The sequence below is a fragment of the Ruegeria sp. HKCCD7251 genome, from assembly GCF_013031165.1.
In the GTDB taxonomy this organism is placed as follows: Bacteria; Pseudomonadota; Alphaproteobacteria; order Rhodobacterales; family Rhodobacteraceae; genus Ruegeria.
The window spans coordinates 643,508-668,144 of record NZ_WPZC01000001.1 but is presented as its reverse complement, the minus strand read 5'-3'; the positions used below and the strand labels follow the sequence as shown (position 1 = coordinate 668,144).

Genomic DNA, 24,637 nt, shown 5'->3' with positions numbered 1-24,637 from the left:
GATGGACGCTGCCACGATCACCACACCCGCTGTTCTGATCCTTCTCGGCCCTCCGGGTGCCGGGAAGGGAACGCAGGCCCGGATGCTGGAAGACAAGTTCGGACTGGTTCAACTGAGCACCGGCGACCTGCTGCGCGCAGCGGTCGCTGCGGGAACAGAGGCAGGCAAAACCGCCAAAGCCGTCATGGAAGCTGGCGAGTTGGTTAGTGACGATATTGTCATCGCCATCCTGCGCGACCGTCTGGCCGAGCCGGACTGCGGCAAGGGTGTCATCCTTGACGGCTTCCCGCGCACGACAGTTCAGGCGCAGGCACTGGATACGTTGCTGTCCGAAACCAGCCAGAGGATCAACGCCGCAATCAGCCTTGAGGTTGAAGATGCGGAAATGGTCACGCGTATATCGGGCCGTTACACCTGTGCAATGTGTGGTGAAGGGTATCACGACACGTTCAAAATCCCGGCGACCGACGGGAAATGCGACAAGTGTGGCAGTTCCGAATTCAAACGTCGAGCAGATGATAACGCCGAAACCGTCGCCTCGCGCCTTGCGGCCTACCACGCGCAAACTGCGCCTCTAATCACGTATTACCAAGACCATGGCGTTCTGAAAGGACTGAACGCCATGGGCAATATCGACGACATCGCAAGCCAGCTTGAGAAAGTTGTCAGCAGCGCGATGAACTAAGGGAATGCAGCCCGCCCTGAATAAGGGCTGAATTCCTAAACGGATACTTCATCGGACCCGCCTTGGCGGACCCGGGAGGTTTTGCCTGATGCCAACCGGCCTTGGGCGTATCGGAAAGCGGTCCCAAGCACCGGTGGATTGGGCAAAGGGTCGCAACAGGAGGAAGCGAAGGAGGACCCCGCGATGGCGGATCAATCAACAAACTCCGCGCAGACTGCCGAGGCCGACAAGGGCTATTGGCAGGCCAATCTGCGTCTCATCTACATCAGCCTCGTGATCTGGGCGCTGGTGTCTTTTGGATTCGGCATTCTGCTGCGTCCGCTGCTGTCGGGTATTTCCGTGGGTGGCACCGATCTGGGCTTTTGGTTTGCCCAGCAGGGATCAATCCTGGTCTTTCTGGTGCTGATCTTCAACTACGCCTGGCGCATGAACAAACTGGACGCCGAATACGGCGTTGAGGAGGAATAAGTCCCATGGACCAGTTTACCATCAACCTGCTGTTTGTCGGCGCATCCTTCGCGCTGTACATCGGCATCGCGATCTGGGCCCGTGCGGGTTCTACATCGGAATTCTACGCTGCTGGTCGCGGCGTTCACCCGGTTACCAACGGTATGGCGACAGCGGCGGACTGGATGTCTGCGGCCTCGTTCATTTCGATGGCGGGCCTGATTGCCTTTACCGGCTATGACAACTCGACCTACCTGATGGGGTGGACGGGCGGCTATGTGCTGCTGGCCCTGCTGCTGGCGCCCTATCTGCGCAAGTTCGGCAAGTTCACGGTGTCCGAATTCATCGGCGACCGGTTCTACAGCCAGACCGCCCGTATCGTTGCTGTGATCTGTCTGATCGTCGCATCGGTGACCTACGTGATCGGTCAGATGACCGGCGTTGGTGTTGCCTTTGGCCGTTTCCTTGAGGTCAGCAACACTGCCGGTCTGCTGATCGGTGCCTGTGTGGTGTTCGCCTATGCGGTGTTTGGCGGCATGAAAGGTGTGACCTACACGCAGGTCGCTCAGTACTGCGTGCTGATTACGGCCTATACTATCCCGGCGATCTTCATCTCGTTGCAACTGACAGGCACACCTGTTCCGGCGCTGGGTCTGTTTGGCGATACCGCCAGCGGTGAACCGCTGCTGGCCAAGTTGGACGCCATCGTGACCGAGCTGGGTTTCAACGAATACACCACCCACCATTCGGACACTCTGAACATGGTGCTGTTTACGCTGTCGCTGATGATCGGTACCGCCGGTCTGCCGCACGTCATCATGCGCTTTTTCACCGTTCCCAAGGTGTCTGACGCACGCTGGTCCGCCGGTTGGGCACTGGTGTTCATCGCGCTGCTGTACCTGACTGCGCCCGCAGTTGGTGCCATGGCCCGCCTGAACATCACCGACATGATGTGGCCCAATGGTGGCATCGAAGGTGGCGCCGTTTCGGTCGAACAGATCGACAATGACGCACGCTATGACTGGATGCAGACATGGCAGAAAACCGGCCTGCTGGACTGGGAAGACAAGAACGGCGACGGCAAGATCCAGTACTACAACGACGCAAATGCCGACATGCAGGCACTTGCCGAGGAAAAAGGCTGGGTCGGAAACGAGCTGACCAAGTTCAACCGTGACATCCTGGTTCTGGCCAACCCCGAGATCGCAAACCTACCAAGCTGGGTGATCGGTCTGGTCGCTGCCGGTGGTCTTGCGGCCGCTCTGTCAACCGCTGCGGGCCTGCTGCTGGCGATCTCGTCGGCGGTGTCCCACGACCTGATCAAAGGTGCGATCAACCCGCAGATCTCGGAAAAAGGAGAGCTTCTGTCGGCACGGATCGCAATGGCTGTTGCCATCGCCGTGGCAACCTATCTGGGTCTGAATCCTCCGGGATTTGCGGCACAGACGGTGGCGCTGGCCTTCGGTCTGGCGGCGGCCTCGATCTTCCCGGCGCTGATGATGGGGATCTTCTCGACCCGCATCAACAATGTCGGCGCGGTCGCAGGTATGCTGGCCGGTCTGGTTGTGACCCTGATCTACATCTTCCTGCACAAGGGCTGGCTGTTCATTCCGGGCACCAACTCGTTCACAGATGCTGATCCGCTGCTGGGTCCGATCAAGTCGACCTCGTTCGGTGCGATCGGTGCCATGGTCAACTTTGCCGTCGCCTACTTTGTAGCAGGCGCGACCAAAGAGACCCCGGAAGAGATCAAAGATATGGTCGAAAGCATCCGCATTCCCCGTGGCGCGGGCGCAGCTCAGGATCACTGAGCCATGATGCGGCCCCAAGGCCTCTTGCCAAAGGCTGCATCTTTCGACTGACTACTCCCGCCCGGCACACCACCGGGCGGGATTTTTCAACCCCGAAACCGCGGAGTATCCGATGCCCCTGTCCCATGACGAGATCACTCGGTTTCTGAAATCCGTACATCCTTATGACGCCCTGCCAGCGGATGTTCTAGACGCGGTGGCCCGACAGATCGAAGTCTGGGAAGTCGAAGAGGGTTACCCGGTATACGAGCTGGGCCACACCCTGCCCGGCGTCTTTGTGATCTACGAAGGACAGGTGGAAATAAAGGATGGGAATGACGCGGTCGTATCTCATCTGGGATTGCGAAACTCCTTTGGCGAACGAGGCCTTTTAAAGGGTGGAAAGGCCGCGACGAAGGCCAAGGCGCATACGCCCTCGGTGCTGCTGGTTTTGCCACCCGATCTGGTGCGTGATCTGATCGACGGGCATCCGGTCGTATCCAAATTCTTCAATCGAACCCGCGACACCCGGTCTGGCCCTCAGAGTTTGGCGACAAGCGCCATAGACGTTTTGATGGCGCATAACCCGGCCACCTGCCCGCCTACCACAACAGTGCGCGAGGCGGCGAAGATGATGCGCGACAAACACATCTCATCGCTCTGCGTGACCGAAGGCGAGGCGCTGCTTGGAATCGTAACGCTGCGCGATATCTCGGGTAAATTCGTGGCCGATGGGCTGCCGAGCGACACACCTGTGTCGGGCATCATGACGGCTGATCCGATTACCTTGTTACCCTCGGACATTGGATCAGATGTTCTGCACATCATGATGGAGCGCGGGATTGGCCATATCCCGATCTCGGAAGGTGGGCGGCTTGTCGGTATCGTAACGCAGACCGACCTGACCCACTATCAGGCGGTGAATTCCGCCGAACTTGTCCGCCGGATCGCTTCGGCGCAGACGGCGCACCAAATGGCAGCGGTGACCGAGGAAATCCCGCAGCTTTTAGTGCAATTGGTCGCCGCCGGAAACCGGCATGAGATCGTGACACGCCTGATCACGGACATCGCGGATACGGCAACCCGCAGGTTGCTGACACTGGCCGAAGCAGAACTTGGCGCGCCGCCCGTCCCTTACCTGTGGTTGGCCTGTGGATCGCAGGGTCGACAGGAACAGACGGGTGTATCGGATCAGGACAACTGCCTGATGCTGGATGACGACGTCACGGATGACGATATGGCCTATTTCGCGGCTCTGGCCAAATTCGTCTCGGACGGGCTGGACACCTGCGGGTATTTCTATTGCCCCGGCGACATGATGGCGACGAACCCGCGCTGGTGTCAGCCGGTGCGTGTATGGCGCGACTATTTCAAAGGCTGGATCGCCAAACCCAACCCCGAGGCACAGATGCTGGCCTCGGTCATGTTCGACCTGCGTCCGATCGGTGGCGCGTTTAAATTGTTTGATGACCTGCAAGCCGACACGCTTGCCGCGGCCAAGGCAAACTCGATTTTTGTCGCGCACATGATCTCGAATTCACTGAAACACACCCCGCCGCTAGGACTGCTGCGCGGCTTCGCGACAATTAGATCAGGTGAGCATCGCAACACGCTGGATCTAAAGCATAATGGCGTTGTTCCAGTTGTGGATTTGGCGCGCGTCTACAGCCTGCAGGGGGAACTGCCCGAGGCCAATACACGCGCCCGGCTCAAGGCCGCAGCCAGCGCCGGCATCCTCAGCGACTCCGGCGCGCGTGACTTGTTGGACGCTTACGATCTGATTGCCGAAAACCGGTTAGAGCACCAGGTTCGACTTGTGAAAGGCGAAAAGGCACCGGACAATTTCCTGCCCCCCTCTGACTTGTCGGACTTTGAGCGAAGCCATCTGCGCGACGCCTTCGTTGTGGTAAAAACGATGCAATCCGCGGTAGGGCATGGAAAAGGAATGCTCGGCTGAACCAGCCGGAATTGGGAGAGAATGAATGTTCCTGGAATTGATCGCCACAATCTTTGTCGGCATCGCCTGTGCGGGCGTCGTGATGCTGGTGAACAAGCTGGTCAAAGGGCGTCTGCCCAAATGGATAGCCCCTGTCGCCGCTGGGCTGGGCATGATCGTGGCGACGATCAGCAGCGAATATTCGTGGTACGACCGCACGTCTGACACCCTGCCCGAAGGCATGGAGGTCATCCAACAAGTTGAAAGTCGTGCCTTCTATCGCCCGTGGACGTATGCGGTGCCTTATGTGGAACGCTTTGCGGCAATCGACACCGCCTCGGTCCGCAGCAACGAACAAGTGCCGGATCAACGGCTGGTTGATATCTATTTCTTTGGCCGCTGGTCCCCTGTCTCGAAACTTCCGGTCGCGGTCGACTGCGCTCAGAATCTGCGGGCCAATCTGGCAGACGGCGCAGAATTCAGCGCGGACGGCCAGTTGCTGAACGCTGACTGGATCAAGGGGGAAACCAACGACCCGATCATCGAGGCCACCTGCGGAGTGTAGCATGCTGACCCGGCTAAGCCTGCGCCTGCGCATTTTCCTGTTTTTCTGCCTGCTGGCTGTTGGTGGCCTGGCGGTTAGTTCGACCGCGCTGTGGGTCAGTTATCGGCGCATCGCTGACCCAGAACTTATCAATGCGTTTGTCTTTGCGGAAATCCTCATGGCGTTCGGCTTTGTCGCTCTGATCGTCGCGGTTTGGCTGTTGTTCGACGACAACGTCGCAAAACCGATTGAGCGACTCTCGGCTGAACTGCGTGCCCGGGCCCATGCGGGGGTCAGCACCGACATGGACGTTCAGGCCGCAAGGTATCTTGGGGATCTGGCCCCGGCCGCCGCCGGGTTGGCAGGTCAGTTGTCGGAAAAAACCATGGGTGTCGCCGAAGCTGTCGCTGCCGAAACCGCTCATCTAGCTGCCGAAAAGCAAAGGCTGACCGCCCTTCTGACCGAAATCCCGGTTGCCATGGTTCTGGCAAGTCCGACGCATAAGATCGTTCTGTACGACGGACAGGCCGCGCAAGTTCTGGCGCAAATCGCCCACCCCCGCTTGAATTCGTCGCTGTTTGAATACTTGAAGCCACGCTCGTTGGAAGACGCCTATGCTGCCTTGGCAAAAACAGGGCGGGAAGTCATCTGCGACCTTACGAGTATCGACGGAACGCAAACATTTTCTGCCCGGATGAAACCCCTGGGGGATGCGCCGGGATATATGTTGATCCTCGAAGACAGCGCGGCCAACATTTCGCCCGAGGCAGCCCGACCACTTGTGTATGATTTTGACCTTTTGAACTCTGACACTGACACCGAGTTTGACTCCAAGGCGTTGCGGGACTTGTGTTTTGTTGTATTCGATACCGAAACCACGGGGCTTTTACCGCATAAGGATGAGATCGTTCAGATCGGAGCAGTCCGGGTTGTGAATGGGCGCATCGTTGCAGGTGAAAACCTTGATATACTGGTGAACCCCGGCATACCCATCCCTCCGGCCTCGACCAAAGTGCACAAGATCAACGACCGGATGGTCCAAGACTCGCCGGACATCACGGAAGCCGGGCGCGTGTTCCACCAATTTGCGCACGACGCGGTCATCGTCGCGCACAACGCGCCGTTTGACATGGCGTTCCTGCGACGGCACGCGAAACGGATGGATGTGGATTGGAACCACCCGATACTTGATACAGTTCTTTTGTCGGCCGTGCTGTTCGGTGCCAGCGACAAACACACGCTGGATGCTTTGTGCGACAGGCTAGACATCACCATCCCGGTTGAACTGCGCCATACGGCACTAGGTGATGCGGTGGCGACGGCTGAAGCCCTCGTCAAAATGCTGCCGATGCTACAGGCGCGCGGGATGAACACGTTTGGGGCGGTGATCGAAGCAACGCGTCAGCACGGTCGACTGCTGGAAGACCTGAACTGAGCGGGAAAAATACGCCGCAGACTCAGCTTTTCGTGGACAATCCCCACATGCCGTGGCACCTGATGCGCGGCCACGGATTGAGCGGAAGATGACGGAAAACACCTTTACACCAACGACAGACCAAAGCACCGCGTTCCGCGAGGCCTTGGGGTGCTTTGGCACAGGTGTAACCGTTGTAACCACCAATACGGCACAGGGGCCGCGGGCAATCACGGTGAATTCGTTCTCATCCGTGTCTTTGGACCCGCCTCTCGTGTTGTGGTGTCTGGCCAAGGACTCGAACAGATACGATGCGTTCAAGGATTGTCGGCACTATTCCATTCACGTGATGGCCGAGGAACAACAGGAACAGGCCGTGAAATTCGCGCGGAATGGCGAGGACTTCTCGCATGCGGATTGGGTTTCTGACCATATCGGCCGCCCGCAACTGGAGAATTGTCTGGCGCGGTTCGACTGTCACCTGCACGCCTGTCACGAAGCGGGGGATCACTTGATCCTTGTGGGTCAGGTCGAAAAAGTCATGTATCGCACTGGTAAAGGCCTGATCTTCAAACGCGGTCAATTTGGCGGTTTCGCCGACCTGCTTTAGGCGTCAGTCGTCAAGCGAGCCGTGAACGGCCAATGCTTCAAGCTGCGTTTCTTGTGGCGTGATTATCCGGTACGCCTCATGAACACCTGTATCTGACAATTCACGGGCAACCGTCAGCAACGTATTGGGCGCGTGTTCTTCACACAATTCGGTCATGTGCGCGATTTCAGACCGCGCGACGTCCAACGCCGCATCGACGGATGGTGCCCCGTAAAGGCGTACGAAGTGTTCAGCAAGGTTCCGGGTGATCTGATCAATCTCGGCCTGTTCAATCTGCGTGACGGCAACAAAAGTCACACGACCAAAGGTTTCCAGCCCCAACCACCCATTTGCAAAAGCCTGCCGTGCCTTGCCTTCAAGATCGCCCTCGCCCCAGTTTGAAAACTCGAACCCGCCGGAAATGCACCACTCACCCGTTCGGGCCGGAGAGTGGAACACATTCAAGTCGCTTTCATCGAAATGGATGGCTCGGGCCAGTTTCATCATCCGTTCTCCAATAACTCCGTCAGCGGCACCAGGTGTGTGTCTGACCCATCTCGGATCAGCATACCGAATCTTTCATCCGTTCCCAGAAAAACGCCCTTATCGCCATAAGGCTCACCAACCCCACGCAATAGACCCATCCATTCAGCATGGAGCGGCGCGTTGCCGTCCTCTTGCCAGCGGTTGAGCCAGGTCAGCGTGTGGCGCGACCAGCTTTCGACCAACTGGGACGCCGTTACCTCGGCACACCCTTCGTCATAAAGTGCTGTTATATCTGGGTTTTCGCCCGGCGCGTCGCTGGTTTGCAGCAAGGCCAGTTCCCACCCCACGATCAACCAATCCGGCTCTTCATCCGGCGCGTGAGTTGATGCCGCGACGTGAAAGGCGCCGCATTTGGCACCATTCACGCAGATCGGTCCGTCCCAATCCAAATGCACCGCGACCTCGGGCGGGGCCAAGGCACCCAGCGCATTCTGGAATCCCACCGAACAAAGCGGCAGCATAGCCATTGCATCCTGCAAGGAAACTTCGGGCGCAAAGACAATGGCAACCCGCAGGCGGTCGGCCTGGATGTTGTAGACCACCGTTCCCGCATCACATCCCAGCGCGGCCATGGCCTGAGCACGCTGGAACGGGTCCTCTCCGCCCTGAACCGGGTGACCCGTCAGCAATGGGGGAAAGACCGGTTCGCTCATGCGTTGCCCTTGGCAATCAGGTCGCGGGCAATCTTGCGGAATGCCTCGGCCTGAGGGCTGTCGGGTTTACTGACCACGATGGGGGCTCCACCATCCGCCGCGACCCGAATATCCAGGTGCAAGGGAATTTCCCCCAACAACGGAATACCCAGCGACTCGGCTTCGGAGGCAACGCCACCGTGACCGAACACGTGTTCCTCATGCCCGCAGTTCGAACAGATATGAGTGGACATATTCTCAATCATCCCGACGATCGGTGTCTTGAGTTGGTTGAACATGTCGATCCCCTTTCGGGCGTCGATCAGGGCAACATCCTGCGGAGTCGACACAACGATCGCCCCATCCACCTTGAACTTCTGGCTCAGCGTTAGCTGGACATCACCGGTACCCGGCGGCAAGTCGACGATCAGTACGTCAAGCGCACCCCACTGCACCTGGTTCATCATCTGTTGCAGTGCGCCCATCAGCATCGGCCCGCGCCAAACAACCGCCTGACCTTCGTTCGTCATCAATCCCATCGACATCATGGTGACGCCGTGATTGCGCAGCGGCAGGATCGTCTTTCCATCTGGGCTGGCAGGACGACCAGAAACACCCAGCATCCGGGGTTGCGACGGGCCATACACATCAGCATCCAACAGGCCAACACGTCGCCCTTCCGCTGCAAGTGCGCAGGCTAAGTTTGAGGAAACAGTGGATTTACCGACGCCCCCCTTGCCCGACGCCACGGCAATGATCCGGTCAACACCCGGCACAGCTTGCGGTCCGGTCTGCGACGGTTTGGGCTTGGGCTTAAGATCGGGCGGTGCCTTGTCCGAATGCGCGGTCATAAGCGCCGAAACCTTGGCAACCCCGTCCACCATCTGCGCGGCCTGTTCCGCAGCAGCGCGAACCGGCTCCATCCGCTCGGCCTGTTTCGGGTCGATTTCCAGAACAAATCTGACGCTATCGCCTTCGACATTCAGTGCACGTACAACACCCGCGCTGACGATATCCTGTCCGGAAACAGGATCCGTGATCTTCTTCAGGTTCGCCAGAACCGCGTCACGCACGCTCATGCCGAAAACCCACTTAGTTGACCTACCATGTGTCTTTGTCTCTTTCTGTTTATTTGACGCATCCGGGGCGGTGCCCTTAGGCTGCTGCCATGCGCCGTGTCCTTTTGTGCCTGAGCCTTACGCTCTCCGCTACCCCCTCTTGGTCGCAAGAGGCGTTGGGACTTGCTGCCCCCACAGAGGTTACAGACTCTGGTCTGTTGCAACATATCCTTCCGCGCTTCTCTCTCAAGACCGGGATACGCGTTATTACGGATGACACAGGCGTTCTTGTTCTGGAGGCGGAACCGCCGGGCGATCCTGTCTTTGCCCGGAACGGCGTAATTTACCACTTGCGTATCCAAGATGACGCCAAACACGAAAGGTTCCGAGACTGGCTGCTTTCGGATATCGGCAAACGCACCGTGGAAGGGTTCAGCCCCAACAGCGGCCCGCCGTTTTCTGCCAGCTTTGAGGTCGCCGCCGTTCAGCAGGAAACGGTAATCGACGGCAATGCAGCATTGGGCGAAGAACTGTCGATGACTCATTGCGGGCGGTGCCACGTGATCGGCCCCAGGAACCGAATGAACGGTCTGGGCTCTACCCCATCTTTTGCGGTGCTGCGCGCGATGCCTGACTGGTCTGAACGGTTTGAGGCGTTTTTTGCCCTCAACCCCCATCCGGCCTTCACGCAAATTGAAGGGCTGACTGCTCCGTTCGATCCTGAACGCCCGTCCCCCATCCATCCTGTCGAAATGACGCTGGATGACTTAGAGGCTATTTTGGCTTTCGTATCCGTCATAAAAGCCGCCGATCTTGGCGCGCCGCTTCAGCTTCAGTGATCCTTTCTTTTTGAAAAATAGTCGTCGGTGGTGACGACCTTTGGCTTCGGATTGGACTGGAAGGGGTTGTCCGTCTGCTGAAACTGCGTGTTCACGCGGCAGTTGTCGCACATCTGGATCATCCGCGCCTTGTCCGAGGTTGCGAACATCGGGTGCGTGCCCGACAGTTTTTCCATGATACGTTCGACTGTCGATTTGACCCCGAACAGCGCCCCGCATTCGACACAGGCGAAGGGTTCTTCCTCATTCAACACCTGCTGAGACAGGGCCGCATCGCTGAGGTCCAGTTGCGGAACAAGCGTAATCGCGTTCTCGGGGCAGATCGTTTTGCACATCCCGCATTGCAGACAGGCGTCCTGCTGAAAGTTCAACTGCGGCTTGTCCGGGTTGTCGATCAATGCTCCGGATGGGCACAACGACACGCAACTCAGGCACAAGGTACAGGCGTCGGTGTTGACCGCAACGGCACCATAGGGCGCGCCTTCGGGCAATGGCAACGGTGCCTCAGTTTGTGGATTGAGGGCCTGAGCTGACAACCGCGCAATCTGCCGTCGGTTGCCAAGCGGCAGAACCGGATCAGCCAGCGGAACCGGGGCGTTTTGTTCGTACAACGCATCGCACAGCGCATCTGGGTCTGCCTCGTCAATCAGACCAAGCGCGCCAATTCCGGCAATCGCCTGCGCCAGTTCAAGCTCACGATCCAATGCGTCCCGTTCCGTTGTCGGCGCAAGCACGACATCAACCCGTGCAAATCCGTGTGCCAGCGCAGCCAGCATTTCGGCATGACCAAAACCGGAAATCACAGCCAACTCGATCGGAATTACATCTGACGGCAGACCCCTGCCGAAACGAGCGGCAAGCCGGATCATTTCCGCCCCATGTGAATCGTGGACCAGCAGCCGAGGGGCCTGCCCTCCGGCCCGGCGATAAGTCCGCGCAAGGATATGCATCCGCGACAGCAAGGCCGATACAGGCGGGTCTTCATACGTGATTGCGGTCGATGGGCAGAGTGCTGCGCACGCTCCGCATCCCGCGCAAATCATCGGGTCAATTGCCACATGCTCACCTGCCGGAGTGATTGCTCCGGTCGGGCAGATGTCCAGGCAATTCGTACACCCGACCTGCTCGGCCCGGGAATGTGCGCAAAGGCTTTCCTCAACCCGAACGTAAAGAGGTTTCTCAAACGTGCCAACCAATTGCGCGGCGTCGAACATCATCCGTTCGACGGCGACAGCATCCTTAGGGTCCGCACTCAGATACCCCTCACGTTTGGCGGGGGCCTGCACAAACGGGGTCCCGCCCGTAAGGTCCAATACGATGTCGCAGGACGATTTAGCCTTATCGCGCGGCTCGCTCCAGGCAAAGGCACCTCGCCCACCGGGTTCAAGTTGCTGCAAGGCGTCCATCGACAGGGTGAACCCGCCCAATGCCCCATTCAGCGATTTGATGCGCCCCCGAACAACGTCGTAGGCGCGCGACATTGGTTCGGCGTCGTCCGTCACCAAAACTGTGACGGCTAGCGCGGTTGCCAACAGCTCGGCCACGTCAAAAGCGACAGCTCCGGGTCCGATAATAAAACAGGTCCCTTCGCTGAAAACATCCATACTTGGCGTTATGGGCTGGGGCAACAAAGCCTCGGCCGCAAGGGCGGCCATCTTGGGCGCTGCATCTTTCCCTTGCTCGGACCAGCCTGCACGATCCCGCAGGTCGACGAACCCCGGCGCATCCAATTCCAATTCTTCCGCTAGAGCACGAAATACGTCCTGCTCCTGCCCGCAGGCGATAAGTGTGTCGCCTTCTTGCATTAACGCAGCCGCCGCTTCGATCTCACGGGTACATAGGGCGGTGTGAACCTTTGAGCACGCCACATCACAGGCCGACGCCAGCTTTTCGGCGTCAATGGATTGAGACCCCGCGCAGTCACAAAGAAGTATTTTGGTGCTCATATCCCCTCCCCGGACGTCGCGCCTTTTCTCAGCACAGTAGGCTGTATTCCCAAACTGGCAATGTAAACCCCACCTCAAAAACGGTTGGGTGCAGGTTTATGATCCCATTCAAGCCTTAAAACCAAGGCATCCCACGGGTTCCTCGCAAACTTGCGATCACGGTCTACGACTAAGGTCGTAGATGTCGGGCTTGGCACAGAGCTATTTTGTGTACCATAGTGGACCGAGGGGAAGGCAGGGGAGAGTCTTCCGGGGAGGATTAAGTGGCGAAGGCCGCAAGCCAGATCGAAATGCCAATTGGCGTCGTCGTGCGCAAAACACCCGGTGTAACCCGCTGGGCCAAATGGAACTGGCGCGCCGTTGCCGTTCTGCCCGGTGCGGGACCGGCTGATTGGCTTGAAATGCGACGCGAAGGTGAGGCCATTGAATACCATGCCGCCACCTTGCCGCTGACCCTCTGGGCAGATGAAACCGAAGCCTACATGGTGAACCTTTCGGACGGGCAACCGTCGATCTATCTGGTTTTGCGTGACGCGCTGGATGGCAAGCGCCCGATGGACGCAGTTCTGGTCACCGCATCCCCGTTCGAGGGGCAGGACTATGCGGATACCGGAGAAGAGATTGTCGAAAAAATCCCGATGACCGAAGGATTGATTGCCTGGGTTCGGGATTTTGCGTTGGAACATCACCGCGATGAGGTCTTCGTCAAACGCAAGCGAGACAAAAAACGCACTGATCTGGTCGAAGATGGCAAGGGCGATGCACGCATACGGCAAACCTCGGATGTCTACCGTGCCCCGCGGAGGATTCTGCAATGACCGAAGCGCGCGATTTCTGGTCCCGCCGCAAGGCTGCTGTTCAGGCCGAAGTCGATGCCGAACTGCTGACTGCCGAGGAACAGGCAATTTCTGCGCAAAAGGCCGAACTGGAAGAAAAGACAGACGCCGAAATTCTTGCCGAGTTCAATCTGCCCGATCCCGATCAATTGCAGGCCGGGGATGACGTCTCGGGCTTTATGGCCAAAGCTGTGCCTGACCGCCTGCGTCGCCGTGCGCTGCGTCGGCTGTGGCGGCTGAACCCGGTTCTGGCCAATGTCGACGGGCTTGTTGACTATGGCGAGGATTACACAGACGCGGCCTGTGTCATCGAAAATCTGCAGACCGCTTATCAGGTCGGTAAGGGAATGCTGGCTCATGTCGAAGCATTGGCCGCCCAAGCCGAGGCTGACGAGGCCGAGGCTGACGAGAGCGAGGCTGAAGAACCTCAGATCGAGTTGGAAGAAACCGACACGCCCGATGCGGAACCCGTTTTGATGGCGGCCGAAATAGAACTTGATGAGCCGGACGAGGTCGAACTGGCCCCTGCCCCGCGCCGTATGAAATTTGAATTCGAAGGATGACTGAATGACCGCAAATGAAGCGCAACAGATGGATGTCTCGGCCGAGGATCGCCTGCGCGCGGATTTCTACAATTTTCTGGGTCTGCTTTTGTCAGGTCCACCGGATCAGTTGCTGCTGGATCAGGTGGTGGGCCTCAGCGGGGATGATACAGATCTGGGCCAGGCCGTTCAGGCAATGGCACGGGTGGCAAAGGTCACCAAGCCCGCAGCGGCCGAGCGCGAGTTCAACGCATTGTTCATCGGTTTGGGACGCGGAGAGTTGCTGCCTTATGCAAGTTACTACCTGACAGGTTTCCTGAACGAAAAACCTTTGGCCCAGCTTCGCAATGACATGGCCGCGCGTGGGATAACCCGCGCGCAGAACGTGTTTGAACCAGAAGACAACATCGCCTCGTTGATGGAGATGATGGCGGGCATGATCGTCGGGCGTTTCGGACCGCCTGCTACGTTGGACGACCAGAAAGCGTTCTGGAACAAGCACATTGGCCCCTGGGCCACGCATTTCTATTCAGATTTGGAAGGCGCCGAGAACTCGGTTCTTTATGCCTCGGTAGGTACTGCCGGTCGGGTCTTTATGGAGATCGAGCGCGAAGCCTTCCGAATGTCGGCGTAACCCGCCGCTCGCCGGTGCCCGATGGGCATCAAACCGCAATTGGGACAGGAGGAGCCCATGAGCAAGACCAAGGAAGAAGGCGCAACACGCCGCGACTTCCTCAAACTGGCCGGAACCGCAGCGCCCGCTGCCGTAGCCGCCGCCAGCCTGACCGGGAAAGCCGAAGCAGCCGAGCTGCCGACGGACGAAACCCGGATGCAGGACACAGCGCACACACGCGCCTATCTCGACAGCGCCCGGTTCTAAGCCGGACGACGTCACACCCGACTGACGGTTGCGATTGGCCCTGACGTCGGCACCAACAGTACCAAGCCAGCCATGGCTTACATGGCCAGCAAGGGAGGAAAGAAATGCTTAGGAAAAAGACCAACGGGGTTGCGAGACGCCCCCAGCGGACAAGTATCCTGTCCCAGGTCGGCGAGAAAACCGTCGATCGCCGCGCATTCCTGCGTGGCTCGGGCCTGACGATCGGCGGCCTTGCCGCGATCAGCGCCACGGGTGGAACCGTGACGCCAGCCAGTGCCCAGACAGCGGCCAACACTGCCGTTGAGAATATCAAATCCGTCTGCACTCACTGCTCGGTCGGTTGTACCGTCGTTGCCGAAGTGCAAAACGGTGTATGGGTCGGGCAGGAACCCGGCTGGGACAGCCCGTTCAACCTGGGTGCACACTGCGCCAAGGGGGCCTCGGTCCGCGAGCACGCCCATGGCGAGCGCCGCCTGAAATACCCGATGAAAAAGGAAGGCGGAGAGTGGAAGCGCATCAGCTGGGAACAGGCGATCAACGAGATCGGCGACGGCATGATGAACATCCGTCAGGAATCCGGTCCGGACAGCGTGTACTGGCTGGGGTCCGCGAAACATAATAACGAACAGGCCTATCTGTTCCGCAAGTTCGCTGCCTACTGGGGCACGAACAACGTGGACCATCAGGCCCGTATCTGCCACTCGACCACTGTTGCGGGCGTTGCGAACACGTGGGGCTACGGCGCCATGACCAACTCGTATAACGACATGCACAACAGCCGGGCCATCTTTATCATCGGTGGTAACCCGGCCGAGGCGCACCCCGTCTCGCTGCTGCATATCCTGCGCGCGAAAGAGCAGAACAATGCACCCCTGATCGTCTGCGACCCGCGTTTCACGCGAACCGCGGCCCATGCGGATGAATATGTCCGTTTCCGCCCCGGCACCGACGTCGCTCTGGTCTGGGGTATCCTGTGGCATATCTTCGACAACGGTTGGGAGGACAAAGAGTTCATCCGCACCCGTGTCTGGGGCATGGACCAGATCCGCGAGGAAGTTGCTAAGTGGAACCCGGATGAGGTTGAGCGCGTCACCGGCACGCCCGGCTCTCAGCTACGCCGCGTCGCACGGACCATGGTGAACAACCGTCCCGGCACCGTTGTGTGGTGCATGGGCGGCACACAGCACACCAACGGCAACAACAACACCCGCGCCTACTGTGTTCTTCAGCTTGCGCTGGGCAACATGGGCACCTCGGGTGGTGGCACCAACATCTTCCGTGGCCATGACAACGTGCAGGGCGCGACGGACCTTGGTGTTCTGTCCCACACCCTGCCCGGCTATTACGGCCTGTCCGCAGGGGCATGGGGCCATTGGAGCCGTGTCTGGGGTGAAGATCTGGATTGGCTGAAAGGTCAGTTCGCCACGATCAAGGACAAGGAAGGCAAGGACAAGCCGCTCATGAATGAGCGCGGCATCCCGGTTTCCCGCTGGATCGACGGTGTTCTGGAAGATCCGGCCAACATGGATCAGGACAACAACGTCCGTGCCATGGTTCTGTGGGGCCACGCGCCCAACTCGCAGACCCGCATGACGGAAATGAAGACGGCGATGGAAAAGCTGGATATGCTGGTCGTAATCGACCCGTATCCCACTGTTTCCGCCGTGCTGCATGACCGCACCGACGGTGTCTACCTGTTGCCTGCCTGTACGCAGTTCGAAACACGTGGTTCGGCCACTGCATCGAACCGGTCGCTGCAGTGGCGCGACAAAGTGGTTGATCCGCTGTTCGAAAGTTTGCCGGACGAGGTCATCATGGCCAAGTTCGCCAACAAGTTCGGCTGGGCGGACCGTTTCTTCCGCAATATCGAGATGGAAGACCCGGAAACGCCGAATGTTGAAAGCATCACGCGTGAGTTCAACTCGGGCCTCTGGACCATCGGTTATACCGGTCAGTCGCCGGAACGTCTGAAAAGCCATATGGCCAACCAGCACACGTTCGACAGAACCACGCTGCAAGCCATCGGTGGACCCAACGACGGCGAATATTACGGCCTGCCCTGGCCCTGCTGGGGAACACCGGAAATGGGTCATACGGGGACACCGAACCTCTATGACATGTCCAAGCCGGTGGCCGAAGGTGGCCTGACTTTCCGCGCCCGTTTCGGTGTGGAACGCGACGGTGACAACCTGCTGGCCGAAGGGGTCTATAGCGTTGGGTCGGAAATTCAGGATGGATATCCCGAGTTCACGATGCAGATGCTGATGGATCTTGGCTGGGACGGCGACCTCACGGACGAGGAACGCGCGGCAATCGACGCCGTTGCGGGACCAGAGACCAACTGGAAAACCGACCTGTCTGGCGGTATCCAGCGGGTTGCGATCAAGCATGGCTGTGCGCCCTTCGGGAACGCCAAAGCCCGCGCGGTCGTCTGGACCTTCCCGGATCCGATCCCACTGCATCGCGAACCGCTGTATACAAACCGGCGCGATCTGGTCGAGGACTATCCGACCTACGAGGACCGTCAGGCCTATCGCCTGCCAACCCTTTACGCTTCGATTCAGAAGAACGACTTTTCAAAGGATTATCCGATGATCCTGACGTCTGGTCGTCTGGTCGAATATGAAGGCGGCGGTGATGAGACACGGTCAAACCCGTGGCTGGCTGAACTGCAGCAGGACATGTTCGTCGAGATCAACCCCCGGGATGCCAACAACCTTGGTATCCGTGATGGGCAACAGGTCTGGGTCGAAGGTCCCGAAGGCGGAAAGGTCAAGGTGATGGCGATGCTGACCAACAGGGTCGGTGCCGGTGTGGCCTTCATGCCGTTCCACTTTGGCGGCCATTTCCAGGGGGATGATCTGCGGTCGAAATACCCCGCAGGTGCAGACCCCTATGTCTTGGGCGAAAGTTCAAACACCGCCCAGACCTATGGCTACGATTCAGTGACCCAGATGCAGGAGTCCAAGTGTACTCTCTGCAAGATCTGGGCAGCGTAAGGAGGAAAACGAATGGCTAGAGCAAAGTTTCTCTGCGACGCTGAACGCTGCATCGAGTGCAACGCCTGTGTTACCGCGTGTAAGAACGAACACGAGGTGCCATGGGGCATCAACCGCCGCAGGGTGGTAACGATCAATGACGGCAACCCGGGCGAACGCTCGATCTCGGTGGCCTGTATGCATTGCTCGGATGCGCCTTGCATGGCGGTGTGCCCGGTCGACTGCTTCTATCAGAACGAAGAAGGTGTCGTCCTGCACTCCAAAGACCTGTGCATTGGCTGCGGCTATTGCTTCTACGCGTGCCCGTTTGGCGCGCCGCAATATCCGCAGGCGGGCAACTTCGGATCGCGCGGCAAGATGGACAAATGTACCTTCTGTGCCGGCGGCCCCGAGGAAACGCACTCGACCGCAGAGTTCGCCAAATATGGTCGCAACCGGATTGCCGAGGGCAAACTGCCCATCTGCGCCGAGATGTGCTCCACCAAGGCCCTGCTTGCCGGTGACGGTGACGTGGTCTCGGCCATCTACCGCGAGCGCGTTGTTGCGCGCGGGTTTGGCTCGGGCGCGTGGGGTTGGGGCACCGCCTACGACCAGAAAGACGGCTAAGGCCTTAAAACAAAACGATAGTCCCCGCGTCACGTCGGGGGCTATCGCACTATTATGCGCGGCATCCACTGATTGGTTCTGCCGTACGACTTGACCGTGACGGAGTTGAAATGACCGAAGATATCTACTGGCTGCTGAAGCTGGATCTGAACCCCGAAAAACAATCTGATTTCGAGGCACTGATGGCCGAGATGGTGGCGGCCACCCTTCAGGAAAACGGCGCCAAAAGCTATGAATGGCACCAGAGCGGCAATGCGATCCATATCTATGAGCGTTACGCCAGCTCTGACGATGCCCTGATCCATATGCAGAATTTCGGCGCCAACTTCGCCGAGCGGTTCATGTCCCTACTGACACCCGTGCAACTTGAAGTCTACGGACCTGCGAAAGATGACCTGCGTGCGGCCCTATCCCCAGTTGGCGCGGTCTTTCACCAACAGATCGGCGGGTTCGACCGCTAAGTCATTAACCCACAGGAGGGTGTCCAAATGCGCCTGATCTACTTCCTGCTTGTTTCGATATTCCTAACAGGGGTCGCTTGGGCGCAGGACACTTCCGAAGCTCAGGCGCCCGAACGCGCCTCGACCGGCGGGGCAACCACGCTAGAGGACATCCTTGCCAGACAGCGCGGCGAAAAGGTCGATAACTCGTACCGGTCCGAAAACACCGGTCAAGGAAATGCCGAGGGCCTTTTGGGCCAGCTTGGCACGCGGGGCGTTGCGTCCGACAGCGATGTATATCGCGCGCTGCGCTATGGGTCGGCCGATGTCACAGTATCCTCGAAGGGACCCGCCGCCAGTGTCCTTATTCAGGACGGAGGCATGTGGTGGCTGAACTTTCGCACCGGCCCCCTGCGCGAATATGGTAGCTATATCATTGCTGGCATGGCCGCGATCATTCTGCTGTTCTTCCTGATCCGTGGAAAAATCCGCATCGACGGAGAAAAAACGGGTCGCACCGTTCTTCGATTCAATGGGTTCGAGCGCTTTGGCCACTGGCTGTTTGCCGGGTCGTTTCTGATCCTTGGGATTACCGGGCTGCTGACGCTTTATGGTCGAGATTTTCTGATGCCTATTTTTGGCAAGGAAGGATTTGCGACGATCGCACAGGGGTGCAAATGGCTTCACAACAACCTTGCCTGGGCCTTTATGATCGGGCTGGTGATTGTCACTATCAACTGGATTTCGCACAACATCCCGAACCGCGTCGATCTGAAATGGCTGGCCGCAGGCGGAGGGCTTTTCACCAAGGGATCACACCCACCCGCCAAGAAGTTTAACGCGGGTCAAAAGATTATCTTCTGGTCCTGTATCCTGTTGGGAATTTCGATCAGCCTCTCGGGTCTGTCCCTGCTCTTCCCGTTTGAGATGCCGCTATTTGCAAAGACCTTCTCGGTTGCCAATGCAACGGGATTGCCCCAACTGCTGGGTCTGAACCTGCCGACGCAGATGTCCCCGCAAGAAGAGATGCAATATGCGCAGGTATGGCACGTGATGGTTGCGTATATCTTCATCGCCATAATCATCGCACATATCTACCTTGGGTCCGTCGGTATGGAAGGCGCGTTTGACGCAATGGGCACTGGAGAGGTCGAGGAGCAATGGGCGCGTGAACACCATTCCCTGTGGCTGGAAGAGGTGCAGGAAAAAGAGGCAGGAAAAGCAGCGGCCTCACCTGCGGAATAAATGCGCGCTCTGGCCTTTGCACTGGTATTGCTACCCCTGCCCGCCTGGGCGGAGTTCTTTACGCTCAAGGGGCACGGCGGCCCGATCATGGGCATAGCCACGGCACCGGACGGGCGCATCGCAACGGCAAGTTTCGACAATTCCGTGGGGCTTTGGTCTGACCAAACCCCCAAATGGCTGGAAGGACACGAAGCGGCGGTAAATTCGGTCGTGTTCAACGGTACATCCATTTACTCGGCCGGGGATGACTTCACACTTAGACGCTGGCCCGGCGGCGAAGTAGTGGGGCGACATCAAGGCAAGATCGTCAGTATCGCGGCCTCAAAAACCCATGTTGCAACGGCAAGCTGGGACGGCACGATAGGCGTTTGGCCGGTGGACGGGTCAGCCCCTATGGTGCTTGGCCCGACCGGAAGCGGCGTGAATACAGTGGTGTTTTCACCTGACGGCTCACGGCTTTATTCCGCAGGAATGGATGGCGCGCTACGGGTGTGGGACCTGAGCACAGGTCAGGAAACCTTGCGTTTGGTAGAGCATGGTTTCGGCATCAACGAGCTTATTCTGAACTCTCAGGACAATTGGATCGCATATGGGGCCGTTGACGGCGTTACCCGCATCCGGGACCTGACCACCGGGGAAGAACAGGATTTTACCCTGGATCGACGCCCGATCCTCGCCCTGGCCCTCAGCCCAGACCGGAGCCTTTTGGCGGTGGGTGACGGAGAAGGCTATATCATGGTCATCGACACAGTCGAATGGCGCATTGCACAGGATTTTCGCGCCACCCTGCGCGGACCGGTCTGGGCCTTGGCCTTTTCCGCAGATGGCCGTAATATCCACGCCGGAGGCATTGATGAGGCCATGTATAGCTGGCCGGTTTCAGATCTTGGCGATCGGGAAAAGATGGCGTCTTCCGAACCCAGCTTTCTGAAAAACCCAAACGAAATGGGCAATGGTGAACGCCAATTCGCCCGCAAATGCTCGATCTGCCACAGCCTGACACCCGATGGTCAGCGGCGCGCCGGACCGACGTTGCACGGTGTCTTCGGCCGCAAGGCAGGTACGCTGCCGGGATATTTCTACTCGGAGACGCTGCAAGACTCTGATATCGTTTGGAATAGCGAAACGATAAATGCTCTTTTCGACGAAGGGCCTGACCACTACATTCCGGGGTCAAAGATGCCGATGCAGCGGATCACGCAAGCCAGCGACAGGACAGACCTTATCGCTTTCTTGCGTCGTGCCACGGCGCCCGAAAACTGAGCCGGAGGAGAACATGAAAGCCTTTCTTGCCGCCGTCGCCGCGATGGTCGTGATTACCGTGGCAGCCCCGAACGCTTTGGGCCAGCTTGGTTTCAGTGCCGCAGATGCCGGGACCGGCTCATCCGTGCGATTGGACTAGATGCCCGAATACCTGACCACGAAAGAGCTGGCTGACCTGCTGCGCATTGGCGAGCGTAAAGCCTATGACCTTGCCTCTTCGGGCGAAGTGCCTTGTGTGCGCGCGATGGGAAAGCTGTTGTTTCCACGAGCCGAGGTTATCGCCTGGTTGAACGCGTCACGGACTGGCCCGCAGGTGGCTGAACCGCCCCTGCCCCCGATTGTCGCGGGCAGCCATGATCCATTGCTGGATTGGGCCTTGCGTGAAAGCGGTTCTGGCCTTGCGACATATTACGATGGCTCGTTCGACGGTTTGAACCGGCTCCGGGACCGAACCGCTCAGGCCGCAGCCCTCCACATTCACGAAGATGACGGGTTCAACGAAGGCGCTTTGCGGGATCAGTTGGGTGAAGCCCCCGTCGTCTTATACGAGATAGCAAGGCGGCAACGCGGATTGCTTCTTGCCCCCGGTGTCACTGGAATTTCAGAGTTCGGTGACCTGAAAGGTCGACATGTCATTTTAAGGCAGGACAGCGCGGCCAGCCAAAGGTTGTTTGACACTCAGCTCGCCACCCTCGGGTTGACGCGCGATGATCTGGACACCCCTCCAACCTGCGCCCGAACCGAAGAAGAGTTGGCCATCGCCCTGCATGACGGTAAGGCCGAAGCGGGTTTTGGCCTTGGTGCATTGGCCGGCCTTTACGATCTTGAGTTCGTGCCGACCCACAGTGAACGGCTGGACCTTGCCATCTGGCGGCGCGCCTATTTTGATGAGCCTATGCTCAAGCTCCTCAGCTTTGTTCAATCCGACAGGTTTGCCACACGCGCTGCTGAGTTTGGTGGATATGACCTGTCAGGGCTGGGCTCGATCCACCATAACGGGGCCAGCGGCTGATCTTACTGCGCGTTCGGGAAGAATAGCTGCTGACCGTCTAGTTTGTAGGACTCGATCGCAGCCTGCCCGTCAGGACCGATCAACCAGTCAATGAACCGCTGCCCTGCGGCAGCCCGAACGCCTGGATGCTTTTCAGGGTTAACCAGAATAACTCCGTACTGGTTGAACAAGCGCGGGTCGCCCTCGACCAGAATATCAAGGTTTCCCTTGTTCCCGAATGACTGCCACGTCGCGCGGTCCGTCAGGGCGTAGGCCCCCATTCCGCTGGCGACATTAAGCGTCGCACCCATACCGGACCCCGTTTCGCGGTACCAAGTACCTGACGCCTCGGTCGGATCAATCCCTGCTGCCGCCCAATGATCTAGTTCTGCCTTGTGCGTCCCGCTGTCGTCCCCACGCGAGGCGAACGGAGCCTCCGCCTTTGATACAGCCGTCAAAGCCGCGGCGATATCTGTCCCGCCTTTGACTTTTGCAGGATCCGATTTTGGCCCAACGAGGACAAAGTCGTTATACATCACGTCAAACCGCTCAACCCCCCAACCGTCGGCCACGAACTTCTGCTCGGCCGGCTTTGCATGGACCAACAAAACATCACCATCCCCGTTGATCGCATTGCGTATCGCCTGCCCCGTACCTACGGCAACAACCCTGACGTCGATCCCGGTTTCTGCCTCAAACCCCGGTAGGATATAATCCAGCAGACCCGAATTCTGCGTCGAGGTTGTCGATTGCACCACGATAAAAGGTGCTTCGGCCACGGCTGGCGTAACTGTTAGGCCGAGCGTTACCAATGCTGCCCGAACGAATTTCCGGATCATTCTGATCTCCGCTAATTGATTATGTTACCAACCCACCGGCAAGATAACGGCGCGATGCATCGCTTTCCGGTGCATCCAGTACTTGTTTGGCGGCCCCATGTTCAACCACGCGCCCGCCTTGCATCATCACGATATCAGCGGCCAAGCGGCGCGCCTGTCCAATATCGTGGGTGACCATGACGATCCGCACCCCCCGGTTCGAGGCCCGCTGGATCATTCTTTCGATCGTTTGTGTGGCACTGGGGTCCAGTGCGCTGGTTGGTTCGTCAAGGAACAAGGTTTCAGGGTCCAACGCCAGCGCACGCAGGATAGCAAGGCGCTGTGCCTCGCCCCCAGATAACGATCTTGCAGACTGGCGCGCCTTGCCTTCAAGCCCACCCTCGCCCAGCAATTCCTCGATCCGGGCTTTGCGGATACGGCGTGGAACGCCTTGTCGCTTCAAAACAAAATCTAGATTGGCCGCAACGGATCGCCGCAACAAAACGGGTTGTTGAAATACCATCGCCTGCCGAGCTTTGTGTTCCAGACCAAGTGGCGCTCCGTCCTGTTCGACCTGCCCGCGATCTGGTGCAATCAGCCCATGCAGGCACCGCAAAAGCAGGCTTTTCCCCGATCCGTTCGGGCCAAGGATCAAAGTTGGCCCCGGGCCATCCAAAGACAGACGCGGCACCGTCAACAGAGCCTTACCGTTGCGCGCTATCTCAAGATTGCGAACGGACAGACGCCGGACTATCTCGGGGGTCAGATCACGCATGGCGCAGCCCCTCTTGCTCGGCACGCAGGCTAAGCGTGCTGACTATCGCATTCACGGCCACAGCTATTCCGATCAGGATCGCGCCCAAGGCCAGCGCCAGCGCAAGATTGCCCTTGGATGTCTCAAGCGCGATGGTCGTGGTCATCACCCGCGTCACATGGTTGATATTTCCGCCGACAATGATGACCGCGCCCACTTCGGCAATCGCGCGTCCAAAACCGGCCAGTAGCGCAGTTATCAAAGCCAGCCTTGCGTCCCACAAAAGTACTGGGACCGAGGCCAGACGCGACACCCCAAGCGACCGCAACTGTTCCGAGTATTCTTCGGCCAGCATTTCGATCACCTGCCGGGTCAGCGCAGCGACGATGGGTGTGACCAAAACCACCTGAGCGATGATCATCGCAGTCGGCGTATAAAGCAGCTCCAACACGCCCAACGCTCCCGATCGTGACAGCATCAGATAAACCAAAAGGCCAACAACAACCGGAGGGAACCCCATCAAAGCGTTCATGACTATGATCAGAACCCTTCGTCCCGGAAACCGTGCAACGGCCAGCGCCGCCCCAACCGGCATCCCGATCAACGCTGAAATCAGCACCGCAAATACCGAAACCTTAAGGGAGAGCAACACAATCGCCCAAAGCTCTGAATCGCCTTCAAGGATCAGAGATATCGCTGCGCTGAATTCTGATGCAAAAACCTGCATTTTCTCCCTTTGATTGAGAAATACTCTCTAAACGCCACTAATTTCAGGATAATACTAGGCCATTTTCGACTTAAGTACACGCACATTTACGACACTGAAAAAAGAAACGC

The 24,637-nt window shown here is 58.4% G+C and carries 26 protein-coding genes; 19 read left to right on the top strand and 7 right to left on the bottom strand.

The genetic code is table 11. From position 1 onward, the window contains the following. Position 1 precedes the first annotated feature (1 nt). The 7 genes from GOX75_RS03280 to GOX75_RS03250 all read left to right on the top strand — a co-directional run bounded on the left by GOX75_RS03280 (position 2) and on the right by GOX75_RS03250 (position 7,426). Positions 2–685, top strand: a complete 684-nt coding sequence (locus GOX75_RS03280; RefSeq protein WP_171121166.1) for an adenylate kinase — start codon at positions 2–4, stop codon at positions 683–685. 183 nt (positions 686–868) lie between these two features. Continuing rightward, positions 869–1,153 carry a DUF4212 domain-containing protein gene (locus tag GOX75_RS03275; RefSeq protein WP_171121165.1) on the top strand — a complete coding sequence of 95 codons (285 nt, stop codon included), beginning with the start codon at positions 869–871 and terminating at the stop codon, positions 1,151–1,153. A 5-nt stretch (positions 1,154–1,158) separates the two neighbouring features. After that, the gene (locus GOX75_RS03270; protein WP_171121164.1) at positions 1,159–2,943 is read left to right on the top strand and encodes a sodium:solute symporter family protein; all 1,785 of its coding nucleotides are present in this window, start codon (positions 1,159–1,161) and stop codon (positions 2,941–2,943) included. Between the two features lie 112 nt (positions 2,944–3,055). Continuing rightward, positions 3,056–4,879 (top strand): DUF294 nucleotidyltransferase-like domain-containing protein, encoded by a 1,824-nt coding sequence (locus tag GOX75_RS03265; protein WP_171121163.1) that lies wholly within the window; start codon positions 3,056–3,058, stop codon positions 4,877–4,879. A 25-nt stretch (positions 4,880–4,904) separates the two neighbouring features. Further along, a complete protein-coding gene (locus tag GOX75_RS03260; protein WP_171121162.1) occupies positions 4,905–5,423 on the top strand; it encodes a hypothetical protein in 519 nt (172 codons plus the stop codon). A 1-nt stretch (position 5,424) separates the two neighbouring features. Further along, positions 5,425–6,837 (top strand): 3'-5' exonuclease, encoded by a 1,413-nt coding sequence (locus tag GOX75_RS03255; protein ID WP_171121161.1) that lies wholly within the window; start codon positions 5,425–5,427, stop codon positions 6,835–6,837. 88 nt (positions 6,838–6,925) lie between these two features. After that, on the top strand, positions 6,926–7,426 hold the full coding sequence (locus GOX75_RS03250) for a flavin reductase family protein (protein WP_171121160.1): 501 nt from the start codon (positions 6,926–6,928) through the stop codon (positions 7,424–7,426). A 3-nt stretch (positions 7,427–7,429) separates the two neighbouring features. On the opposite strand, the gene GOX75_RS03245 is transcribed toward GOX75_RS03250, so the two are convergent. The 3 genes from GOX75_RS03245 to GOX75_RS03235 are packed head-to-tail and all read right to left on the bottom strand — an operon-like array spanning position 7,430 to position 9,662. Next, on the bottom strand, positions 7,430–7,909 hold the full coding sequence (locus GOX75_RS03245) for a DUF6505 family protein (protein WP_171121699.1): 480 nt from the start codon (positions 7,907–7,909) through the stop codon (positions 7,430–7,432). Continuing rightward, on the bottom strand, positions 7,909–8,604 hold the full coding sequence (locus GOX75_RS03240) for a biotin/lipoate--protein ligase family protein (protein ID WP_171121159.1): 696 nt from the start codon (positions 8,602–8,604) through the stop codon (positions 7,909–7,911). Before GOX75_RS03240 ends, GOX75_RS03245 begins: the two co-directional genes overlap by 1 nt. Next, positions 8,601–9,662: an Mrp/NBP35 family ATP-binding protein gene (locus tag GOX75_RS03235; RefSeq protein WP_171121158.1), complete on the bottom strand. Its 1,062-nt coding sequence runs from the start codon at positions 9,660–9,662 to the stop codon at positions 8,601–8,603. The genes GOX75_RS03240 and GOX75_RS03235 overlap by 4 nt, the downstream gene beginning before the upstream one ends. Positions 9,663–9,751: 89 nt before the next feature. Here GOX75_RS03235 and GOX75_RS03230 point away from each other — a divergent pair, with 89 nt between their 5' ends. Beyond that, positions 9,752–10,480 carry a cytochrome c gene (locus GOX75_RS03230; RefSeq protein ID WP_171121157.1) on the top strand — a complete coding sequence of 243 codons (729 nt, stop codon included), beginning with the start codon at positions 9,752–9,754 and terminating at the stop codon, positions 10,478–10,480. On the opposite strand, the gene GOX75_RS03225 is transcribed toward GOX75_RS03230, so the two are convergent. Continuing rightward, on the bottom strand, positions 10,474–12,426 hold the full coding sequence (locus tag GOX75_RS03225) for a 4Fe-4S binding protein (RefSeq protein WP_171121156.1): 1,953 nt from the start codon (positions 12,424–12,426) through the stop codon (positions 10,474–10,476). The two genes, GOX75_RS03230 and GOX75_RS03225, sit on opposite strands and share 7 nt — an antisense overlap. 263 nt (positions 12,427–12,689) lie before the next feature. Between GOX75_RS03225 and GOX75_RS03220 the strand changes: the two genes are divergently transcribed. From GOX75_RS03220 to GOX75_RS03175, 11 genes are all read left to right on the top strand, one after another. Then, a complete protein-coding gene (locus GOX75_RS03220; RefSeq protein ID WP_171121155.1) occupies positions 12,690–13,244 on the top strand; it encodes a DUF3305 domain-containing protein in 555 nt (184 codons plus the stop codon). Further along, complete coding sequence (locus GOX75_RS03215; protein ID WP_171121154.1) at positions 13,241–13,825, top strand: DUF3306 domain-containing protein; 585 nt, start codon at positions 13,241–13,243, stop codon at positions 13,823–13,825. The genes GOX75_RS03220 and GOX75_RS03215 overlap by 4 nt, the downstream gene beginning before the upstream one ends. 4 nt (positions 13,826–13,829) lie before the next feature. Next, positions 13,830–14,438 (top strand): molecular chaperone, encoded by a 609-nt coding sequence (locus tag GOX75_RS03210; RefSeq protein ID WP_171121153.1) that lies wholly within the window; start codon positions 13,830–13,832, stop codon positions 14,436–14,438. A 57-nt stretch (positions 14,439–14,495) separates the two neighbouring features. After that, entirely contained in the window at positions 14,496–14,684 is a 189-nt protein-coding gene (locus tag GOX75_RS03205; protein WP_039530250.1) for a ubiquinol-cytochrome c reductase iron-sulfur subunit N-terminal domain-containing protein, read from the top strand. A 104-nt stretch (positions 14,685–14,788) separates the two neighbouring features. Further along, positions 14,789–17,683: a formate dehydrogenase subunit alpha gene (locus GOX75_RS03200; protein WP_171121152.1), complete on the top strand. Its 2,895-nt coding sequence runs from the start codon at positions 14,789–14,791 to the stop codon at positions 17,681–17,683. 12 nt (positions 17,684–17,695) lie between these two features. Beyond that, the gene (gene fdh3B / locus GOX75_RS03195; protein ID WP_037307340.1) at positions 17,696–18,289 is read left to right on the top strand and encodes a formate dehydrogenase FDH3 subunit beta; all 594 of its coding nucleotides are present in this window, start codon (positions 17,696–17,698) and stop codon (positions 18,287–18,289) included. 110 nt (positions 18,290–18,399) lie between these two features. Then, positions 18,400–18,750, top strand: a complete 351-nt coding sequence (locus GOX75_RS03190) for a putative quinol monooxygenase (protein WP_171121151.1) — start codon at positions 18,400–18,402, stop codon at positions 18,748–18,750. A 27-nt stretch (positions 18,751–18,777) separates the two neighbouring features. Then, entirely contained in the window at positions 18,778–19,974 is a 1,197-nt protein-coding gene (locus tag GOX75_RS03185) for a formate dehydrogenase subunit gamma (protein WP_171121150.1), read from the top strand. Then, a complete protein-coding gene (locus GOX75_RS03180; protein WP_171121149.1) occupies positions 19,975–21,237 on the top strand; it encodes a c-type cytochrome in 1,263 nt (420 codons plus the stop codon). 13 nt (positions 21,238–21,250) lie between these two features. Continuing rightward, a complete protein-coding gene (locus tag GOX75_RS20475) occupies positions 21,251–21,376 on the top strand; it encodes a hypothetical protein (RefSeq protein WP_256368052.1) in 126 nt (41 codons plus the stop codon). Beyond that, positions 21,377–22,249 carry a helix-turn-helix transcriptional regulator gene (locus GOX75_RS03175; protein ID WP_171121148.1) on the top strand — a complete coding sequence of 291 codons (873 nt, stop codon included), beginning with the start codon at positions 21,377–21,379 and terminating at the stop codon, positions 22,247–22,249. A gap of 2 nt (positions 22,250–22,251) precedes the next feature. Here GOX75_RS03175 and GOX75_RS03170 read toward each other — a convergent pair whose 3' ends face one another. From GOX75_RS03170 to GOX75_RS03160, 3 genes are read right to left on the bottom strand one after another with little or no spacing between them, the layout of a single operon-like run. Then, positions 22,252–23,067 carry a substrate-binding domain-containing protein gene (locus tag GOX75_RS03170; RefSeq protein WP_171121147.1) on the bottom strand — a complete coding sequence of 272 codons (816 nt, stop codon included), beginning with the start codon at positions 23,065–23,067 and terminating at the stop codon, positions 22,252–22,254. A 19-nt stretch (positions 23,068–23,086) separates the two neighbouring features. Next, entirely contained in the window at positions 23,087–23,821 is a 735-nt protein-coding gene (locus GOX75_RS03165) for an ATP-binding cassette domain-containing protein (RefSeq protein ID WP_171121146.1), read from the bottom strand. After that, on the bottom strand, positions 23,814–24,527 hold the full coding sequence (locus tag GOX75_RS03160; RefSeq protein WP_171121145.1) for an ABC transporter permease: 714 nt from the start codon (positions 24,525–24,527) through the stop codon (positions 23,814–23,816). Before GOX75_RS03160 ends, GOX75_RS03165 begins: the two co-directional genes overlap by 8 nt. Positions 24,528–24,637 lie beyond the last annotated feature (110 nt).

What these genes read in the sequence shown, in the direction of transcription:
- GOX75_RS03280 (WP_171121166.1), top strand. Translation starts at nt 2, where the DNA reads ATGGACGCTGCCACGATCACCACACCCGCTGTTCTGATCCTTCTCGGC.
- GOX75_RS03275 (WP_171121165.1), top strand. Translation starts at nt 869, where the DNA reads ATGGCGGATCAATCAACAAACTCCGCGCAGACTGCCGAGGCCGACAAG.
- GOX75_RS03270 (WP_171121164.1), top strand. Translation starts at nt 1,159, where the DNA reads ATGGACCAGTTTACCATCAACCTGCTGTTTGTCGGCGCATCCTTCGCG.
- GOX75_RS03265 (WP_171121163.1), top strand. Translation starts at nt 3,056, where the DNA reads ATGCCCCTGTCCCATGACGAGATCACTCGGTTTCTGAAATCCGTACAT.
- GOX75_RS03260 (WP_171121162.1), top strand. Translation starts at nt 4,905, where the DNA reads ATGTTCCTGGAATTGATCGCCACAATCTTTGTCGGCATCGCCTGTGCG.
- GOX75_RS03255 (WP_171121161.1), top strand. Translation starts at nt 5,425, where the DNA reads ATGCTGACCCGGCTAAGCCTGCGCCTGCGCATTTTCCTGTTTTTCTGC.
- GOX75_RS03250 (WP_171121160.1), top strand. Translation starts at nt 6,926, where the DNA reads ATGACGGAAAACACCTTTACACCAACGACAGACCAAAGCACCGCGTTC.
- GOX75_RS03245 (WP_171121699.1), bottom strand. Translation starts at nt 7,909, where the DNA reads ATGAAACTGGCCCGAGCCATCCATTTCGATGAAAGCGACTTGAATGTG.
- GOX75_RS03240 (WP_171121159.1), bottom strand. Translation starts at nt 8,604, where the DNA reads ATGAGCGAACCGGTCTTTCCCCCATTGCTGACGGGTCACCCGGTTCAG.
- GOX75_RS03235 (WP_171121158.1), bottom strand. Translation starts at nt 9,662, where the DNA reads ATGAGCGTGCGTGACGCGGTTCTGGCGAACCTGAAGAAGATCACGGAT.
- GOX75_RS03230 (WP_171121157.1), top strand. Translation starts at nt 9,752, where the DNA reads ATGCGCCGTGTCCTTTTGTGCCTGAGCCTTACGCTCTCCGCTACCCCC.
- GOX75_RS03225 (WP_171121156.1), bottom strand. Translation starts at nt 12,426, where the DNA reads ATGAGCACCAAAATACTTCTTTGTGACTGCGCGGGGTCTCAATCCATT.
- GOX75_RS03215 (WP_171121154.1), top strand. Translation starts at nt 13,241, where the DNA reads ATGACCGAAGCGCGCGATTTCTGGTCCCGCCGCAAGGCTGCTGTTCAG.
- GOX75_RS03210 (WP_171121153.1), top strand. Translation starts at nt 13,830, where the DNA reads ATGACCGCAAATGAAGCGCAACAGATGGATGTCTCGGCCGAGGATCGC.
- GOX75_RS03205 (WP_039530250.1), top strand. Translation starts at nt 14,496, where the DNA reads ATGAGCAAGACCAAGGAAGAAGGCGCAACACGCCGCGACTTCCTCAAA.
- GOX75_RS03200 (WP_171121152.1), top strand. Translation starts at nt 14,789, where the DNA reads ATGCTTAGGAAAAAGACCAACGGGGTTGCGAGACGCCCCCAGCGGACA.
- fdh3B (WP_037307340.1), top strand. Translation starts at nt 17,696, where the DNA reads ATGGCTAGAGCAAAGTTTCTCTGCGACGCTGAACGCTGCATCGAGTGC.
- GOX75_RS03190 (WP_171121151.1), top strand. Translation starts at nt 18,400, where the DNA reads ATGACCGAAGATATCTACTGGCTGCTGAAGCTGGATCTGAACCCCGAA.
- GOX75_RS03185 (WP_171121150.1), top strand. Translation starts at nt 18,778, where the DNA reads ATGCGCCTGATCTACTTCCTGCTTGTTTCGATATTCCTAACAGGGGTC.
- GOX75_RS03180 (WP_171121149.1), top strand. Translation starts at nt 19,975, where the DNA reads ATGCGCGCTCTGGCCTTTGCACTGGTATTGCTACCCCTGCCCGCCTGG.
- GOX75_RS20475 (WP_256368052.1), top strand. Translation starts at nt 21,251, where the DNA reads ATGAAAGCCTTTCTTGCCGCCGTCGCCGCGATGGTCGTGATTACCGTG.
- GOX75_RS03175 (WP_171121148.1), top strand. Translation starts at nt 21,377, where the DNA reads ATGCCCGAATACCTGACCACGAAAGAGCTGGCTGACCTGCTGCGCATT.
- GOX75_RS03170 (WP_171121147.1), bottom strand. Translation starts at nt 23,067, where the DNA reads ATGATCCGGAAATTCGTTCGGGCAGCATTGGTAACGCTCGGCCTAACA.
- GOX75_RS03165 (WP_171121146.1), bottom strand. Translation starts at nt 23,821, where the DNA reads ATGCGTGATCTGACCCCCGAGATAGTCCGGCGTCTGTCCGTTCGCAAT.
- GOX75_RS03160 (WP_171121145.1), bottom strand. Translation starts at nt 24,527, where the DNA reads ATGCAGGTTTTTGCATCAGAATTCAGCGCAGCGATATCTCTGATCCTT.